Source organism: Nocardioides sp. NPDC006303, from assembly GCF_040613175.1.
Taxonomy (GTDB): Bacteria; Actinomycetota; Actinomycetes; order Propionibacteriales; family Nocardioidaceae; genus Nocardioides.
In genome coordinates this window covers 1-16,795 of the sequence record NZ_JBEXRR010000070.1, presented here as the reverse complement: position 1 = coordinate 16,795, position 16,795 = coordinate 1, and the positions used below count along the sequence as shown (strand labels likewise).

Annotated in this window: 15 protein-coding genes and 1 rRNA gene; 5 read left to right on the top strand and 11 right to left on the bottom strand. The window is 69.5% G+C overall.

Features of this window, described 5'->3' with window-relative positions; translation table 11 throughout:
• From rrf to ABZY89_RS28905, 3 genes are all read left to right on the top strand, one after another.
• A 5S ribosomal RNA gene (rrf, locus tag ABZY89_RS28915) occupies positions 1–94 on the top strand; the annotation flags it as partial.
• Between the two features lie 126 nt (positions 95–220).
• The gene (locus ABZY89_RS28910) at positions 221–1,357 is read left to right on the top strand and encodes a tetratricopeptide repeat protein (protein ID WP_355232624.1); all 1,137 of its coding nucleotides are present in this window, start codon (positions 221–223) and stop codon (positions 1,355–1,357) included.
• Between the two features lie 244 nt (positions 1,358–1,601).
• On the top strand, positions 1,602–2,093 hold the full coding sequence (locus ABZY89_RS28905; RefSeq protein WP_355019179.1) for a DUF3145 domain-containing protein: 492 nt from the start codon (positions 1,602–1,604) through the stop codon (positions 2,091–2,093).
• Positions 2,094–2,184: 91 nt separating this feature from the next.
• Here ABZY89_RS28905 and ABZY89_RS28900 read toward each other — a convergent pair whose 3' ends face one another.
• The 7 genes from ABZY89_RS28900 to aceE all read right to left on the bottom strand — a co-directional run bounded on the left by ABZY89_RS28900 (position 2,185) and on the right by aceE (position 11,638).
• Positions 2,185–3,633 carry a carboxyl transferase domain-containing protein gene (locus ABZY89_RS28900; RefSeq protein ID WP_355232623.1) on the bottom strand — a complete coding sequence of 483 codons (1,449 nt, stop codon included), beginning with the start codon at positions 3,631–3,633 and terminating at the stop codon, positions 2,185–2,187.
• Positions 3,633–4,901 (bottom strand): beta-ketoacyl-ACP synthase II, encoded by a 1,269-nt coding sequence (locus tag ABZY89_RS28895; RefSeq protein WP_355232622.1) that lies wholly within the window; start codon positions 4,899–4,901, stop codon positions 3,633–3,635. Before ABZY89_RS28895 ends, ABZY89_RS28900 begins: the two co-directional genes overlap by 1 nt.
• Before the next feature lie 91 nt (positions 4,902–4,992).
• Complete coding sequence (locus ABZY89_RS28890) at positions 4,993–5,244, bottom strand: acyl carrier protein (protein WP_091051955.1); 252 nt, start codon at positions 5,242–5,244, stop codon at positions 4,993–4,995.
• Between the two features lie 54 nt (positions 5,245–5,298).
• The gene (locus ABZY89_RS28885; protein ID WP_355232621.1) at positions 5,299–6,285 is read right to left on the bottom strand and encodes a beta-ketoacyl-ACP synthase III; all 987 of its coding nucleotides are present in this window, start codon (positions 6,283–6,285) and stop codon (positions 5,299–5,301) included.
• Positions 6,282–7,472: an acyltransferase domain-containing protein gene (locus ABZY89_RS28880; RefSeq protein ID WP_355232620.1), complete on the bottom strand. Its 1,191-nt coding sequence runs from the start codon at positions 7,470–7,472 to the stop codon at positions 6,282–6,284. Before ABZY89_RS28880 ends, ABZY89_RS28885 begins: the two co-directional genes overlap by 4 nt.
• A gap of 103 nt (positions 7,473–7,575) precedes the next feature.
• Positions 7,576–8,757 (bottom strand): helix-turn-helix domain-containing protein, encoded by a 1,182-nt coding sequence (locus tag ABZY89_RS28875; protein ID WP_355232619.1) that lies wholly within the window; start codon positions 8,755–8,757, stop codon positions 7,576–7,578.
• 79 nt (positions 8,758–8,836) lie between these two features.
• A complete protein-coding gene (gene aceE, locus ABZY89_RS28870; RefSeq protein WP_355232618.1) occupies positions 8,837–11,638 on the bottom strand; it encodes a pyruvate dehydrogenase (acetyl-transferring), homodimeric type in 2,802 nt (933 codons plus the stop codon).
• Between the two features lie 124 nt (positions 11,639–11,762).
• Between aceE and ABZY89_RS28865 the strand changes: the two genes are divergently transcribed.
• Positions 11,763–12,656 carry a carbohydrate kinase gene (locus tag ABZY89_RS28865; protein ID WP_355232617.1) on the top strand — a complete coding sequence of 298 codons (894 nt, stop codon included), beginning with the start codon at positions 11,763–11,765 and terminating at the stop codon, positions 12,654–12,656.
• On the opposite strand, the gene ABZY89_RS28860 is transcribed toward ABZY89_RS28865, so the two are convergent.
• The 4 genes from ABZY89_RS28860 to ABZY89_RS28845 all read right to left on the bottom strand — a co-directional run bounded on the left by ABZY89_RS28860 (position 12,653) and on the right by ABZY89_RS28845 (position 15,835).
• Positions 12,653–13,210, bottom strand: coding sequence for an RNA polymerase sigma factor (locus tag ABZY89_RS28860; protein ID WP_355232616.1), 558 nt, complete (start codon positions 13,208–13,210; stop codon positions 12,653–12,655). The two genes, ABZY89_RS28865 and ABZY89_RS28860, sit on opposite strands and share 4 nt — an antisense overlap.
• A gap of 2 nt (positions 13,211–13,212) precedes the next feature.
• Positions 13,213–13,668, bottom strand: coding sequence for a redoxin domain-containing protein (locus tag ABZY89_RS28855; protein ID WP_355232615.1), 456 nt, complete (start codon positions 13,666–13,668; stop codon positions 13,213–13,215).
• A gap of 92 nt (positions 13,669–13,760) precedes the next feature.
• The gene (locus tag ABZY89_RS28850) at positions 13,761–14,726 is read right to left on the bottom strand and encodes an FAD-binding oxidoreductase (RefSeq protein WP_355232614.1); all 966 of its coding nucleotides are present in this window, start codon (positions 14,724–14,726) and stop codon (positions 13,761–13,763) included.
• Positions 14,723–15,835: a glutamate-cysteine ligase family protein gene (locus ABZY89_RS28845; protein WP_355232613.1), complete on the bottom strand. Its 1,113-nt coding sequence runs from the start codon at positions 15,833–15,835 to the stop codon at positions 14,723–14,725. The genes ABZY89_RS28850 and ABZY89_RS28845 overlap by 4 nt, the downstream gene beginning before the upstream one ends.
• Positions 15,836–15,902: 67 nt before the next feature.
• Between ABZY89_RS28845 and ABZY89_RS28840 the strand changes: the two genes are divergently transcribed.
• A complete protein-coding gene (locus ABZY89_RS28840; protein ID WP_355232612.1) occupies positions 15,903–16,679 on the top strand; it encodes a siderophore-interacting protein in 777 nt (258 codons plus the stop codon).
• Positions 16,680–16,795 lie beyond the last annotated feature (116 nt).

The following is a 16,795-nucleotide window of genomic DNA, read 5'->3' as shown; positions in this document are numbered from 1 at the left end:
AATACCCGGTCCCATCCCGAACCCGGAAGTCAAGCCCTTCAGCGCCGATGGTACTGCAACCGAGAGGCTGTGGGAGAGTAGGACGCCGCCGGACAAAATTTCAGGTAGAGGCCGCCCTTTGGGGCGGCCTCTACTGCTTTTACTGGCACTGAGTTTGTCAAAGAATGGTCCACGGATCGTTCGAAGTCGGCTGCGGGAAGCAGCAGTGAGGAAGGCAGCTATGGCTGACGAGCGCCGTAGCAACAGAGGCGGTAAGCCCGCCGGACGCCCCGGGCGTCCGAAGAGCTCAGGTTCATCTACCGGTGGCCGTGGCGGCCGATCGGGTGACGGCAAGCCAAGCGCTGGTCGACCGAGCGCTGGTCGACCGAGTGGCGGTCGGCCGGGTGCTGGTCGGAGCAGCGATCGCCGTGATGGCTCCGCTGGTGGCAGCGGTCGCGGTGGCGAGCAGCGTCGTGACGGAGGCGACGAGCGTCGTGACGGCAAGCCGTCGACTGGACGCAGCGGCCCCCGCGCCGGCGGCCGCTCCGACGGCCCGAAGCGCTCTGACGGCCCGAAGCGTGGTGGCAGCAGCGACCGCAAGGGTGGCTACTCCAAGGACCGTGGCGGCAAGGCCGGTGGCAAGCCGCAGCGTCGCTTCGACGAGCCGCGCGAGGAGCGTACGGCGGATCAGCGGATCTACGACGGTCCGGAGCTGCCGGAAGAGGTGACCGGCAAGGAGCTGGACCGTGCGATCTCGGCTCAGCTGCGAGGCCTGCCCGAGAAGCTGGCGGCGCGGATCGCCCGCCACCTGGTCGCCGCCGACATGTTCATCGACTCCGACCCCGAGCTCGCCTACCAGCACGCCAAGGCGGCGAAGTCGCGTACGCAGCGGATCGCTGTGATCCGCGAGGCGCTGGGCGAGGCTGCGTACGCTGCCGGTCACTACTCCGAGGCGCTCGCCGAGCTGCGTGCAGCCAAGCGGATGAACGGCGCGACGGCGTACCTGCCGATCATGGCGGACTGCCACCGCGCGCTCGGCCAGCCCGAGCAGGCGATCAAGCTTGCACACAGCCCGTCGGTGGCGAACTTCGAGGCGCCGGCGAAGGCTGAGATGACGATCGTCGAGGCCGGCGCTCGTCGGGACATGGGGCAGTTCGACGCTGCCCTGCGGATCCTCGAGCAGTCGCCGCTCAACAACAAGAGCCGCGAGGCCTGGGTGGTGCGGCTGCGCTATGCGTACGCCGACACGCTCCAGGACGCCGGTCGGGACAAGGACGCGCTGACCTGGTTCCACCGCACCTACGCGATCGACTCCGAGGAGATCACCGACGCCGCGGCCCGGGCCGAGGTCCTCGAGAAGACGGTCGAGAGGGACTGAGGTCCACCTCAAACGCGTAATCAGTGGCGATCGGCAACTATGCCGGTCGCCACTGGCCGTTTTGCTCCGATACTGGAGATCCTGGGCGCGGTAGGTAAGAATGGATCTACAACTACATCCGTGTGATCCACCGAAGTGTTTCCTTCACGCATGATCGAGCCCGCTGGGGAAGGCGTAGCTCGCGCCGCAACGAAGGAGATATTCGGTGACCACTCAGATCAAGGACCCGAGCGCCTCGCGTGGCATCGCACGAGGCGTTGTGTTCGTGCATTCGGCTCCCTCCGCGCTCTGCCCTCACATCGAATGGGCCGTCGCGGGGGTGCTCGGTGTGCCGGTGAACTTCGACTGGACGGCGCAGCCCGCCCAGGCCGGCACCTACCGAGCCGAGCTCTTCTGGTCCGGTGCGGTCGGTTCCGCAGCGGCGATTGCGTCGGCGCTGAAGGGATGGACGCACCTGCGCTTCGAGGTCACCGAGGACGGTACGTCGACCTCGGAGGGTGCGCGCTACTCCTTCACCCCCGACCTCGGCGTCTTCCACGCCGTCACCGGGATGCACGGCGACATCATGATCCCGGAGGACCGGCTCAAGGCCGCGGTCGTCAAGGCCGCTCTCGGTGACACCACGCTCGAGCTCGAGGTCGACAAGCTCCTCGGCAAGCCGTGGGACGACGAGCTGGAGACGTTCCGTCACGCGGGGGAGGGTGCCCCCGTTCGCTGGCTGCACCAGGTCGTCTGAGCGACCCCGTCGGCCGCAGAGCACGGCCGACGACGACTGAGGCCCCGGAGCGTGAGCTCCGGGGCCTCAGTCTGTGTCTGAACGGTGTCGGTCAGAGTGGGATGTTGCCGTGAGCACCGCGGCGTACGCCGACGGTCTGGATCGCGTCCTCGAAGGCGGCCGCGATCGCGCCACGGGTCGCCGACGGCTCGATGACTTCGTCCACGACACCGATCTCGACAGCCTTGTCGACACCACCGGCGAGGCGCTCGTGCTCGGCCGCGAGCTCCGCCTCGACCTGAGGACGGAGGTCGGGCGCGACCTCGGCGAGCTTGCGGCGGTGCAGGATGCGGATCGCGGCGACCGGTCCCATGACCGCGACCTCCGCGCCCGGCCACGCGAAGACCTTGGTCGCACCGAGGGAACGGGCGTTCATGGCGATGTAGGCGCCGCCGTAGGTCTTACGGGTCACCAGGGTGACCCGGGGGACCACGCACTCCCCGAAGGCGTGCAGGAGCTTGGCGCCACGGCGGACGACCCCGTCCCACTCCTGGCCGACGCCCGGCAGGTAGCCGGGGACGTCGACGACGACGATCAGCGGGACGCCGAGGGCGTCACAGAGGCGTACGAACCGGGAGGCCTTCTCCGCGGAGAGGGAGTCGAGGCAGCCGCCGAGCCGCAGCGGGTTGTTGGCGACGACGCCGACGGAGCGGCCGCCGAAGCGACCGAGCGCGGTGACGATGTTGGGGGCCCAGCGAGCGTGCAGCTCCTGCGTGGTGCCCTCGTCGAGGATGTTCTCGACCAGCGGGTGCACGTCGTAGGCGCGCTTCTTCGACTCGGGCAGCTGCTCGGCGAGGTCCTTGTCCTCGACCGCGGCGACGTCGAGGCCACCCTGGGAGCCGAGGAGAGAGGCGACCGTGCGGGCCTTGTCGAGCGCCTCGCGCTCGGACTCGGTGAGGATGTGCACGACGCCGGAGCGGCGGCCGTGCGGCTCGGGACCACCGAGGCGGAGCATGTCGACATCCTCGCCGGTGACGGAGCGTACGACGTCGGGACCGGTCACGAAGATGCGGCCCTCGGGGCCGAGGATGACGACGTCGGTGAGGGCGGGACCGTAGGCAGCGCCGCCGGCAGCGGGGCCGAGGACGACCGAGATCTGCGGGATCTTGCCGCTGGCCTGCGTCATCGCGTGGAAGATGCGGCCGACGGCGTGCAGGGAGAGTACGCCCTCGGCGAGCCGGGCGCCGCCGGAGTGCCACAGGCCGATGATCGGGATGCCGTCCGTCATCGCGCGATGGTAGGCGTCGACGACCACACGGCAGCCGAGGTCGCCCATCGCGCCGCCCATGACGGTGGCGTCCGAGCAGAAGGCCACCGCCCGGGTGCCGTCCACCTCGCCGACGGCGGCCAGCATGCCGGAATCGTCGTCAGGGGAGATGAGCTGGACGGTGCCCTCGTCGAAGAGCGCCCTGAGGCGGGTCAGCGGATTCCGCGGATCCTGGTCACGAGGAAGCTTCTGCTGTTTCCTCGCGGAAGCAGGAGCGGGCGCCGTGATGGTCATCAGATGCTTCCGTAGACGACCGCTACGTTCGCGCCACCGAAACCGAAGGAGTTGTTGAGGGCCGCGATGTCGCCGACGGGCAGGTCGCGTGCCTTGGTGGCGATGTCGAGCTCGACCGCGGGGTCCAGGTTGTCGAGGTTGATCGTCGGCGGCGACTGGCGGTGGTGGATCGCCAGGACGGTCGCGACGGTCTCGAGGGCCCCGGCACCACCGAGCAGGTGGCCGGTCATCGACTTGGTCGAGGTGACCACGACGTTCTCGACCTGCTTGCCGAGGGTGGCGTGGAGCATGAGGCCCTCGGCGATGTCGCCCTGAGGGGTCGAGGTCGCGTGGGCGTTGACGTGGACGATGGTGTTCGGGTCGATGTCGCCGTCCTCGAGCGCGCGCTTGATGGCGCGGCTGCCGCCACGACCCTCGGGGTCGGGCTGGGCGATGTCGTGGGCGTCGGCAGTCACGCCGGCGCCGAGGACCTCGGCGTAGATCCGGGCACCGCGGGCCTGGGCGTGCTCGAGCGTCTCGAGCACGACGATGCCGGCGCCCTCACCGAGGACGAAGCCGTCGCGGCCTGTGTCCCAGGGGCGGCTGACCGTGGTCGGGTCGCCACCATCGGGGCCGGAGGCGGTCTTGGACAGGGCCATCATGTTGGCGAACGCGGCCATCGGCAGCGGGTGGATCGCTGCCTCGGTGCCACCGGCGAGGACGACGTCGGCGCGGCCCAGACGGATCTGGTCGGCGGCCAGGGCGATCGCCTCGGAGCCGGAGGCACAGGCAGAGATCGGGGTCTGAGCCGCGGCGCGGGCGCCGTAGATCAACGAGATGTTGGCTGCCGAGGCGTTGGCCATCAGCATCGGGACGGCCAGCGGGCTGACCCGGCGCGGCCCCTTGGCCAGAAGCGTGTCGTAGTTGTCGAGCAGGGTGGTGACGCCGCCGATGCCGGTGGCGACAGCGACACCGAGGCGCTCGCCGTCGAGGCCGGCCTCGGTGGCCGTGCCCTCGAAGCCGGCGTCCTTCCAGGCCTGGGCCGCGGCGACCACGGCGAACTGCGCGGAGCGGTCCAGGCGGCGGGCCTTGACCCTCTCCAGGACCTCGGACGGCTCGACGGCGACACGGCCGGCGATGCGTACGGGAAGATCCTGGGCCCACTCCTCGGTGAGCTCGCGGATGCCGGAGCGGCCGGCGATCAAGGCATCCCAGGTGGTGGCTACATCTCCGCCTACCGGGTTGGTGGTGCCCAGTCCGGTGACGACGACTCGGGTGCGGCTGCTCATGTGGTCTCCGTGTGAGGTGTTGGCGCGTTGGGTCAGGTGAAGCAGATCCGGCGGCTCGGCCTGGGAGGGTTGGCCGAGCCGCCGGGGCGCGTCAGGCGTTCGCGGAAGCCTTCTCGATGAAGCTCACCGCGTCGCCAACGGTCTTGAGGTTCTTGACCTGCTCGTCGGGGATGGATACGCCGAACTTCTCCTCGGCAGCGACGACGACCTCGACCATGGACAGCGAGTCGACGTCGAGGTCATCGACGAAGGACTTGTCGAGCTGAACGTCGGCGACATCGATGCCGGCGACCTCGTTGACGATCTCGGCGAGGTCGGAGCGGATCTCTTCGGTGGTGGCCATATGTGGTGCTTCCTCTCGGATTTCTGTGTGGTGAAACTCTGGGGTGGTGCGAGACTACGGAACGACGACGACCTGGGCTGCGTAGACCAGTCCGGCGCCGAACGCGATGAGCAGGGCGGTGTCGCCCGACTCAGCCTGACCCTCCTCGATCATCCGCTCAAGAGCAAGCGGGACCGAGGCGGCCGAGGTGTTGCCCATGGTGGCGATGTCGCGGGCGATCTTGACCGTCTCCGGAAGCTTCATGGAGCGGGCCAGGGCGTCGACGATGCGCATGTTGGCCTGGTGCGGGACGAAGCAGTCGAGCTCGTCGGGCGTGATGCCGGCCTTCTCGAGCGCCTCCTGACCGACCTTGGCCATCGCGAAGGAGGCCCAGCGGAAGACAGCGTTGCCCTCCATGGTCAGCCAGGGAGTCTCCTTGGCTTCGTTCGCCTCGAACCAGTCGGGGGTCTGGATGTGGTTGGCCTTGTCGCCCGAGGAACCCCAGACGACCGGGCCGATCCCGGGCTCCTCGCTCGGGCCGACGACCGCGGCGCCCGCGCCGTCGGCGAAGATGAAGGCGGTGCCACGGTCGTGCGGGTTCGTGATGTCGGAGAGGCGCTCGACACCGATGACGAGTACGTTGCGGGCGCTGCCGCCGCGGATGAAGTCGCTGGCCATCGCGATGCCGTGGCAGAAGCCGGCACAGGCCGCCGAGACGTCGAAGGCGGCCGGGTGGTCGGCGCCGAGCTCGTCGGCGATCAGCGCGGCGACCGCGGGGGTCTGGCGCATGTGGCTGACGGTGGCGACGATGACGCAGTCGATCTGGTCGGCGCCGATCTTGGCGTGCTCGAGAGCCTTGCGCGAGGCGGCGACCGACATCATCTGCACGGTCTCCTCCTCACCCGCCCAACGACGCTCGGTGATGCCGGAACGGGTGCGGATCCACTCGTCGGAGGAGTCGATCAGGTCGACGATCTCGCTGTTGGGGACCACCCGGGTGGGGCGATAGCCGCCTACGCCGAGGATGCGGGCGTGCGGTGAACCTGTCGGGGCTGAGATCACGAGTGCTGGACTCCTGTCGGGTGCAGACGCAGCAGCGGCTGACCGGGGGAAACGAGGTCGCCGTCCTCGACGAGCCACTCTATGACCTCGCCGCCGTGGGCGGACGTGATCGCGATCGTGTCACGGAGGCTGGCGATGGCGCCGATCTCGGCGCCGGCCGGGATCACGTCGACCCCGGACACGGTCTCGGAGAGCTTGAAGGTGCCCTTGGACGGTGAGACGACCATACGCCAGGTCGGCGTGGTCTCGATCGGGTTGGACTCGCCGTGCTTCTCGACGAACGCGCGGGCGTCGTCGAGCTGGTCGGGAGTCTTCAGGGCGAAGGTCTCGACGCCCTTGAGGGCGCGCTTGGCGATCCCGGTCAGGGTGCCGGCCGGCGGCATCTCCAGGATGCCGGTCACGCCGATGTCGGACATGGTGTCGAGGCAGAGGTCCCAGCGCACCGGGTTGGCGATCTGGCCGACGATCCGGTCCAGCGCCTTGGCGCCGTCGTGGACGATCTGGCCGTCCTTGTTGCTGATCAGGCGCGTACGCGGGTCGTGGGTCGAGACGCTCTGGGCCAGCCGGGCGAGGTGGCCGACGGCGGGCTCCATGTGCTTGGTGTGGAAGGCACCGGCGACGCTGAGCGGCATCAGCCTGGCCTTGGCGGGCGGATCGGCGGCGAAGGCCTCGAGCTGCTCGAGGGTGCCCGCGGCGACGATCTGGCCGGGGCCGTTGTCGTTGGCGGGGGTGAGGCCGTGCTTCTCGATCGCGGCCAGCACCTCCTCGCGCACGCCGCCGAGGACCGCGGTCATGCCGGTCGGCGTCTTCGCGGCGGCCTCGGCCATGGCCTTGCCCCGCTCGCGGACGAGCACCATCGCCTGCTCGGCGCTGATCGCGCGCGCGCCCGCGGCGGCGGTGATCTCACCGACGCTGTGGCCGGCGACGGCCCCGATCTTGCCGAAGGCGTCCGCGGGCTGCGGGAAGAGCTCGAGCGCCGCGACCAGGCCGGTGGCGACCAGCAGCGGCTGGGCGATCTCGGTGGCGCGGATGGTCTCTGCGTCGGCATTGGTGCCGTAGTCGATCAGGTCGATGCCTGCGACGGTTGAGAGCCACTCCATACGAGCGGCGAAAGCGGGGTCCTCCAGCCACGGGGTGAGGAATCCTGGTGTCTGAGCACCTTGTCCTGGGGCGACAATGACGAGCACGCAACGATAGTCCCGTCTGGAGGGGTGTCGGTTCACCTTCAGCGGCAACGAATATCTGTCACGCAATCTTGTAGGGGTTCTACAACTTGCGTCGCTGCCAGGGTCAGTGGTCCTGTTGCCGGCCGAGAATCAGGGCAACCTGCAGGGCGAGAGCGTCGCGGGAGTCGGTCGGGAGGAACCCGGTGAGCTCCGCGACCTGCTTGAGCCGGTAGCGCACGGTGTTGGGGTGCACGAACAGTGAGCGACCGGTGGCCTCGAGGCCGCCTCCGGCGGCGAAGTACGCCGCCAGTGTCTCGATCAGGGTGCTGCGGGCCTCCACCAGCGGCCGATAGAGATTCTCGATCAGGTAGCGGTGGGCCCACGCGTCGCCGGCCAAGGCACGCTCGGGCAGGAACGACTGGCTGCGTGCCGGGCGAGGCGCGTCGGGCCAGCCGGGCGCGGCCCGGTAGGCGGAGAGCGCGGCCCGGGCGGACTCGGCGGCGGTGGCGAGCCCGGCCGCCATCGGTCCGACGACGACGGGCCCGTCGGCGAAGAGGTCGGCGATGCGCTCGGCGGCCTCCAGCGGGTCCTCGATGCCGCCGAGCAGGGCCACGAGGCGGTCACCTTGGACCGCGCACAGGGTGTGCAGGTCGTGGGCGCGGGCGCGGCGGCGTACCTCCTCCATGGCGGCGTCGAGGCGGACGCCGTCGGGGGCGTGGCCCAGCACCGCGCACAGCGGCAGGTCGGCGTCCCAGCCGAGCGCGCTGGCCCGGGAGAGGACGACCTCGTCGGTCTCGGCACGCAGGACCGCGTCGACCACGAGCGCCTCGAGCCGGGCGTCCCAGGCGCCGCGCTGCTCGGCGGCACGGGCGTAGACCTCGGCGGTGGCGAAGGCGACCTCACGGGCGTAGCGGCCGATCGCCTCGTGGACGTCGGCGGCGTCCTCGGGTCCGAGGAGGTGGTCGATGTTGGCCTCGACCACCTCGATGGAGAGGCGGACGAGGTCCACGGTCTGCTGGAGCGTGATGATGCCGGTCAGCGCACGGGGTGCGACGCCGAACATCGACGCGGCCAGGTCGGGCTTGGCGGTGTCGGCGGAGGCGCCGCCGCCGTACCAGCCGACGAACTCCTTGATGCCCGCCTGCACGATCAGGCCGACGAGGGAACGGTTCTTCGCGGAGAGGTCCTTGAACCACGGCATCGCGTCGTCCATACGCGACGTGGCGGCCGTCGCCAGCCGGCCGGTAGCGCGCCGCAGCGCCGTTGCCGTCCGCCGACGCGTATCGAGGGTCGCCTGATTGGTCACACTGCTGATCCTTCCACCTGGAGATGCGGCCGGGGGCCCGGAACTGTCGCTCCGAGCCCCCGACCTGACGGACAGACGCTCAGGCGTCTCCGCCCTCCTGCATGATGCCCTTCGTCGCCGTCGGGTCGTCGATGCGGTAGGTGTCGAAGGCCTTCTTCACCAACGCTGCGTCGATCTCGCCGGCCTCGGCCAGGGCCTGGAGGGCCTGGACGACGACGGACTGGGCGTCGATCTGGAAGAAGCGACGCGCGGCCGGGCGGGTGTCGGCGAAGCCGAACCCGTCGGCACCGAGGACGCGGTAGTCGTCGGGCACCCAGCGGGCGATCTGCAGCGGGACGGCCCGCATGTAGTCGGAGACCGCGACGACGGGACCGTTGGACGCCGAGAGCTTCTCGGTGACGTACGGCGTGCGCGGGGTCTCACCGGGGTGGTTGAGGCTCCACTGCTCGGCCTCGATGGCGTCGCGAGCGAGCTCGTTCCACGAGGTGACTGACCAGGTGTCGGCCTTGACGCCCCAGTCCTCCTCGAGGATGCGGGCAGCCTCCTCGACCCACGGGAACCCGACGCCGGAGGCCAGCAGGCGGACCTTCGGACCCTCGCCCTCGGCGGTCGAGACCTGGTGGATGCCCTTCAGGATGCCCTCGAGGTCGACGTTCTCGGGCTCCTTGGGCTGGCTGACCGGCTCGTTGTAGACCGTCAGGTAGAAGATGACGTTCTCGCCGTGCGGGTGCTCCTCGGTCGAGCCGTACATCCGCTCGAGGCCGCTCTGCATGATGTGGGAGACCTCGTAGGCGAACGCGGGGTCGTAGTGCACGACCGCCGGGTTCGTCGCCGCCAGCAGCGGGGAGTGACCGTCGGCGTGCTGGAGACCCTCACCGGTCAGCGTGGTGCGACCGGCGGTGGCGCCGACGAGGAAGCCGCGGCCCATCATGTCGGCCATCGCCCAGATCGAGTCGCCGGTGCGCTGGAACCCGAACATCGAGTAGAAGATGTAGAACGGGATCATCGGCTCGCCGTGGGTGGCGTACGCCGTGCCGGCAGCGGTCGCCGAAGCCAACGCACCCGCCTCGGAGATGCCCTCGTGCAGGAGCTGGCCCTGCGCGGACTCCTTGTAGGAGAGCAACAACTTCCGGTCGACCGACTCGTACTGCTGGCCGCCGGGGTTGTAGACCTTCGCGCTCGGGAACATCGCGTCCATGCCGAACGTGCGGTACTCGTCGGGCGCGATCGGCACGATGCGCTTGCCGATCTCCGGGTCACGCATCCAGTCCTTGAGGAGCCGGACGGTGGCCATCGTGGAGGCGATCTTGTTCTTGCCGGAGCCCTGCTTGAGCTCGGCGTAGACCTTCTCGCCCGGCAGGGTGAGCGGCTTGAACTCGACCCGGCGCTGGGGGAGCGGGCCGCCGAGCTGCTTGCGGCGCTCCATCATGTATTCGATCTCGGCCGACTCGGGACCCGGGTTGAAGAACGGCGCCGCGCCGGTCTGCTCGTAGGTCGCCTCGAGCTCCTTGTCGGAGATCGGCAGGAGCAGACGGTCGCGGAACTTCTTCAGGTCCGCCATGGTCAGCTTCTTCATCTGGTGGGTGGCGTTCTTGCCCTCCAGAGCGTCGATCGTCCAGCCCTTGATCGTGTGGGCCAGGATGACGGTCGGCTGGCCGACGGTCTTGGTGGCAGCGTCGAAGGCCGCGTAGACCTTGCGGTAGTCGTGACCACCGCGGGGGAGCTTGCGGATCTGCTCGTCGCTCATCTGCTCGACCATCTTGCGCAGGCGCGGGTCGGAGCCGAAGAAGTTCTCCCGGACGTAGGCACCGGTCTCGACCGAGTAGGTCTGGAACTGGCCGTCGGGGGTCGAGTTCATCTTGTTGACCAGGGCGCCGTCGACGTCCTTGGCGAGCAGCTGGTCCCACTCGCGGCCCCAGATGACCTTGATGACGTTCCAGCCTGCGCCGCGGAAGTTGGACTCCAGCTCCTGGATGACCTTGCCGTTGCCGGTCACCGGGCCGTCGAGCTGCTGCAGGTTGCAGTTGATCACCCACACCAGGTTGTCGAGCTCCTCGCGGGCAGCGACCCGGATGGCGCCGAGCGACTCGGGCTCACCCATCTCGCCGTCGCCGAGGAAGGCCCACACGCGCTGGTCGGAGGTGTCCTTGATGCCGCGGTTCTGCAGGTAGCGGTTGAACCGCGCCTGGTAGATCGAGTTGATCCCGGTCAGGCCCATCGAGACCGTCGGGAACTCCCAGAAGTCCGGCATCAGGCGCGGGTGCGGGTAGGAGGAGATGCCCTGGCCGACGCCGTGCTGCACCTCCTGGCGGAAGCGGAAGAGCTGCTCTTCCTTGAGCCGGCCCTCGAGGAACGCACGCGCGTAGATGCCGGGGGAGGCGTGGCCCTGGATGAAGACCTGGTCGCCGCCGCCGGGGTGGTCCTTGCCGCGGAAGAAGTGGTTGAAGCCGACCTCGTAGAGGCTCGCGGAGGACTGGTAGGTGGCGATGTGGCCGCCCACCTCCAGGCCCTTGCGGTTGGCGGAGGAGACCATGACGGCGGCGTTCCAGCGGATGAAGGCCCGGATGCGTCGCTCGATGTCCTCATCGCCCGGGAACCACGGCTCGCGGTCGGAGGGGATGGTGTTGATGTAGTCGGTGCTGCGCAGTGCGGGGACGCCGACGGACTTCTCTCGGGCTCGCTCGAGCAGACGCAGCATCATGTAGCGGGCTCGCTCGCGTCCGCTCGACTCGAGCATCGCGTCGAACGAGCCGAGCCACTCACTGGTCTCTTCGGGATCGATGTCCGGAAGCTGGGTCGGTAGACCCTCGTGGATTACGGTCGGCTGGGCGGGGGTCGGGCCCTGCGGACCACCAGTCGTCTCGGTGGATTCTTCGGTCACATCCTCAATGGTCGCACGCGGTCGAGAGCGGTCGCCCATCCGCGGTGGGTTACTGGACAGTAGGCGGTTTCTGCTGGTCAACCCCGGAAAATTCGTTCGTACGCCGAGTTGCTAATCTGCCGCCGTGACTAGCCTGGATCGTGACAATGCCGCTGCTGACGTCTTGGTGGTAGGTGAGGCACTGGTCGACGTGGTCACGACGGCCGATGGCGTGACCCGGGACCACCCTGGCGGGAGCGGCGCCAACGTCGCGGTCGCACTGGGCCGGCTCGGCCGTCCGGTGCGCTACGTCGCCTCCTACGCCGACGACGACCGTGGGCAGGCGCTGGCCGCCCACCTGGCCGACTCCGGGGTCCGGATGGCGTGCGACCCGCACGTGCTGACCCGCACCTCGACCGCGCAGGCCACCATCACGGCCGACGGGTCGGCGACGTACGTCTTCGACCTGGAGTGGAAGCTCGGCGAGATCGCGGTGGGGACGCCGCGGTTCGTCCACGTCGGCTCGCTCGCGCCGGTGCTCTCGCCGGGCGCCGAGACGGTCTTCGCCCTGCTCGACGGGCTCCCCGACTCCGTCCGGGTCCTCTACGACATCAACATGCGCCCTACGCTGACCGGAACCGGCCAAGAGGTCGTCTCGCGGATCGAGCGGGCGGCGGCGTACGCCGATGTGGTCAAGGCGAGCGATGAGGACCTGGAGACGCTCTACCCCGGGATCGGGCTCGACAAGGCGGCCGCGCGGCTGCTCGAGCTCGGTGCGGGTGCGGTCGCGGTGACCCGCGGCGGCGACGGCGCCAGCTGGATCACCGCGTCCGAGCGGATCGACGTCGAGGCCGAGAAGGTGACCGTCGTGGACACCATCGGCGCCGGCGACACCTTCTCCGCGGGCCTCGTCGACGCGCTCTGGGACGACTTCGACCGCGACCGGCGCGAGGTGCTCGCCCACGGCGTCCGGGCGGCGGCGGTCACGGTCTCGCGTGCCGGTGCCAACCCGCCGACCCGTGCCGAGCTGAACGGCTAGGCCACCTCTTCGAGGGCGACCCGAAGCGCTGCTCGGGCTCGATGCAGACGTGACTTCATCGCTGGCAGGCTCAGCCCCAGGTGCTTGGCGACCGATCTGCCGCTGTAGCCGTGTACGTCACGCAACAGCAGCACCTGCCGTTGGTCGGGAGGAAGGTCCGCGATGGCCGCGGCGACGAGACGAGCCTCGATTCCTGCCAAGGCGGCCTCCTCCGCCGACGAGCTGGCTCCGAGGGGCAGCTCGGTCACCTCGGCGAGGACGTGCCTCCTGCTGATGGTCCAGCGACGTACGCACTCGTTGCGCACGATGGTGAACATCCACGACGCCAACGCTCCGGTCGCTCGCAGCGTCCCGATCTTGCGATAGAGGATGACCAGCGCCTCCTGCGTCGCATCCTCGGCGTCCTGTTCGCTCATGCACAGCGACGTGGCGAACCGCCGTACGTGTGGATGGGCCCCTTCGATGAGCACCGAGATCGAGGCCTCGTCGCCGGCCTGCGCCGACCGGACGACGGCCGTGTCGGGCCACGGGCGGCGCGTACCACTGACGGTCATGATCACCCCGCGCGTTGAGGCAGGGCGTCGAGCGCCGCGAGGACGTCGCGGTGACGGTATCCGCCGGTGGGCATGGTGACGATGTCCGCGTACGTGACCCGGCCGGTGGCGTCCACGACGATGGTTCCGGACTGCATCACCGAGCCGAGCAGGCGGCGGGCGAGGCCGAGGTCACCGTGGAGGCCGGGGACGACGGGGAACGGGATCTGCCGCCGGTCCGCCCATGCCTGGGCCGCCGTTGCCTCCTCGGGGACGGCGATCAGGACCCGCACGCCTCGGTCGTGGAAGTCCTTGGCGTTGGACGTGAGGGTGCGTACGTGGGCGTTGCACATCATGCAGGTCGTGGTCCGCATGAAGTAGATGAGCGTGCCCCGGTGGCCCTCCCCGAGGAGATCGGCCGCCGTGCCGTCGCTCAGCTGCACGGAGGTGTCCTCGATCGTGCTTCCTACGTCGATCACGCGTGTTCCTCTCTGTTCTGCCCGCGGCGCGGGCTGTCGCAGATAGGAGTGGTCCAGCGCGCAAAAGGATTCACATCGGCCGCGGCCGGTCATCAGTTCCCGAGCGCGAGCCGTTCGGCGAGCGTACGTCCCAGCCAGGCCGCGGAGCGGATGGCGCTGCCGCAGTTGGCGACGAGGACGCCTGGGCTGGGCTCGTCGACCACCAGCGTCTTCTGTGCGGTGTCGACGCCCCAGAGGATGTCGTCGACGCGGGCATCACGGAGCCAGGGGAGCGTCGTGGCGAGCCCGCTGTCGAGGATCTCCTTCCAGTGGTCGACGGGGCCCGAGGTGTCCTCGTCCTCGACGATGTCCTCCTGCCCGACGACGACGCGCAGCTCGCCGTCGATGAGCTTCACGAAGACGTAGCCGAAGCCGTCACCGATCGGCACGATCGTGTGGGGCAGCTGCTCCCGTTCGGGGGGAACCGGGAGGTCGAGCACGAACAGCTGGCGCTTCTCGGCCTCGGCGCTGGCCTGTGGAAACACCGAGGCGTTCGCCGCGCCCATCGCGCCGAGGACCCGGCGGGCGCGGATCGCGCCGCGGGAGGTCTCGACCACATGACCGCTGCCGTCAGGGCGTACGCCGGTGACGAGCGCGTCGACCAACGTCGCTCCCGCTTCCTGCGCCTGGTCGCGGAGCAGCCCGACGAGCCCGGTCGCGGAGACGTTGAGCGCGGGGATGTGCTCTCCGGTGTGCAGCAGGTGGTAGGTGTTATCGATCATGTCCAGGTCCGCGCCGGCCGCGGCCCCGCGGATGAACTGCTCGGTCTGGGTCGTCATCTCGCGCTTCACCGGATCGGGCCACGTCCACCGGATGCTGCCGCCCGCATAGCGGTAGGTCGCCACGTGGGCTGGGTCGTCGGCGGGGTCGTGGTCGATGAGGACCACACGTAGGCCGGGCCGGGCCAGGAAGGTGGCTGTCGCAGCGCCGATCGGGCCTGCTCCGCAGATCGCGACGTCGGCCTCTGCGGGCTGAGTCATGAGTTGGTCAGCGGTCAGGTCGGCGGGGAGATCAGTCAACGAAGTCCTTCCGGGAGGTACATCAGGCCTGTGCGCGAATATTCGTCCAGAAGGCTATCGGCTGGGGTGCGCCCCGCGCTCAGCAACTGGTCCAGACAGTCGAGGTGGCCGGCCTCCGGCATGCCGGCGAGCGCTCGGCGGGCGGCCGCGAGCACGTCGCGGGCACCGGCGGCGATCTCGGGGTCGGCGAACGCGTCGGTCGCGGAGCGTTGGTGCAGGTCACGGCTGGGTTTGTCGGCAAGCTCAGGCAGGTCGTCGGCGAGGCAGACGCCGAGCGTCAGCGCCGCGCCGGCAAGCAGCAGGTCGCGGGAGAGGAAGGCGTCGTACGCCTTGAACTCGATGCGTCCCTCCTCACGCGGGATACGCGGCAGATGGACCATGGACGGCTCGGCGCCCGCGGGCGGGGTGACGAAGCAGCGCGCCGCGACGCGCCGCCAGGTGCGCTCGTAGGTGCGCTTGCTGGGGCCACGCCACGCCCGGCCGGCGTGGAAGGGCGAGCTGAAGCTGAACGGCACCATGAAGGGGCTGTAGTAGGTCAGCCGGCGGGTCACCTCGACGACCTGTTCCGCGGAGAGCCCGGGGAAGGAGAGGTTGATGTCGGGGCCGTAGCTCAGGTTGGAGACCTCGGCGTGGTCGTACTCACGGTGCTCGGCCCGCATCCTCCGCTCCCACTCGTTGAGCGGCGGGTCGAGGACGTACGCCTCGCGGATCGGGTTGAAGCCGACGATGCCCAGGTGCAGGCCAAGGTGAGCGAGGCGCTTGGAGATGTCGTCCTGCAGATCGATCAGCCGGTCGGCGGCGTCGGTCGTGCTCGAGCAGACCGGGGTGCGGATCTCCACCCCCTTGACCAGCATCGACGTGAAGGTGCCGTCGGCGTCGAAGCGCTCGTCGCCTTCTAGGTACCAGTAGCCGCTCTTGATCCCCAGGTCACCGCGGACGAGGTCCTCGTCGGTGGTGCCGGAGCCGTCGGCAAGGGCGCGTTGGAGGGTGTCGAAGTCGAGATCCACGAAGTCATGGAAGGTGCCCAGGTAGCGAAACGAGCCCGCGCCTACGTCGGGTGACTCCGTCACCAGGGCATACTCGAACTCGAACCCGGCGGAGTAGAGCACGGCGCAACTCTAGGGCAGTGCGCGGGCGGTCATCCGCATTTCTCGGAAATTAGGTTAGGCTCCCCTCATGTTTCGCGCGGTGAAGCCGGAGACAAAGCCGGAGACGAGGGTCGTGGTCACCTCGACCCGGCGTCTCAGTGCTGGGATGACCCGCGTCCACTTCCGCGCCGAGGACCTCTCCGCCTTCGAAGGGAGCGTGTGCACCGACCGGTTCGTGCGCCTGGAGATCCCGGTCGGCGACGGCTCGACAGTCTGCCGCACTTACACGGCGCTGGACCCCTCGGTCGCTGCGGGCACCCTTGCCATCGATTTCGTGCACCACGGCGACGAGGGCGTCGCCGGCCGGTGGGCGGCGACGGCTGGCGCCGGTGACGCGCTCACCGTGCGCGGGCCGGGTGGGACGTACGCTCCAGATCCGGCTGCCGACTGGCACCTGCTCGTCGGCGACGAGTCCGGTCTGCCCGCGATCCGGGCGGCGTTGGCGGCGCTGCCGGCCGATGCCGTCGGGTATGCGGTGATCGAGGTGCCCTCCGCGGCGCATCTCCAGCAGGTCGAGGCACCGGCCGGGGTCGAGGTGCGCTGGCTGGACGCCACCGTCGACCCGCCCCTGGATACCGTCGTCCGCGACCTGCCGTGGCTGCTCGGCCGGGTGCACGCCTTCGTGCACGGCGAGGCCGAGGTCACGATGCAGCGGATCCGTCCCTACCTGCTGCGCGATCGTGGGGTTCCGCGCGGCGACCTGTCGATCTCCGGCTACTGGCGCCGCGGGAACAACGAGGACAGCTTCCGTACGTGGAAGCGCAGCCAGGCTGTCGACCGCCAGGTCGCGCACTCAGCGCACTGAGATAGAGCCGCGGCCGCCCTGCGGGCTCCTGGTCTTCCTCGACCCGCCCTACCCGCTCTCCGACGACGCGGTCTCCGAGGACATCGCGCTGCTGGTCAAGCACGGCTGGCTGGTTC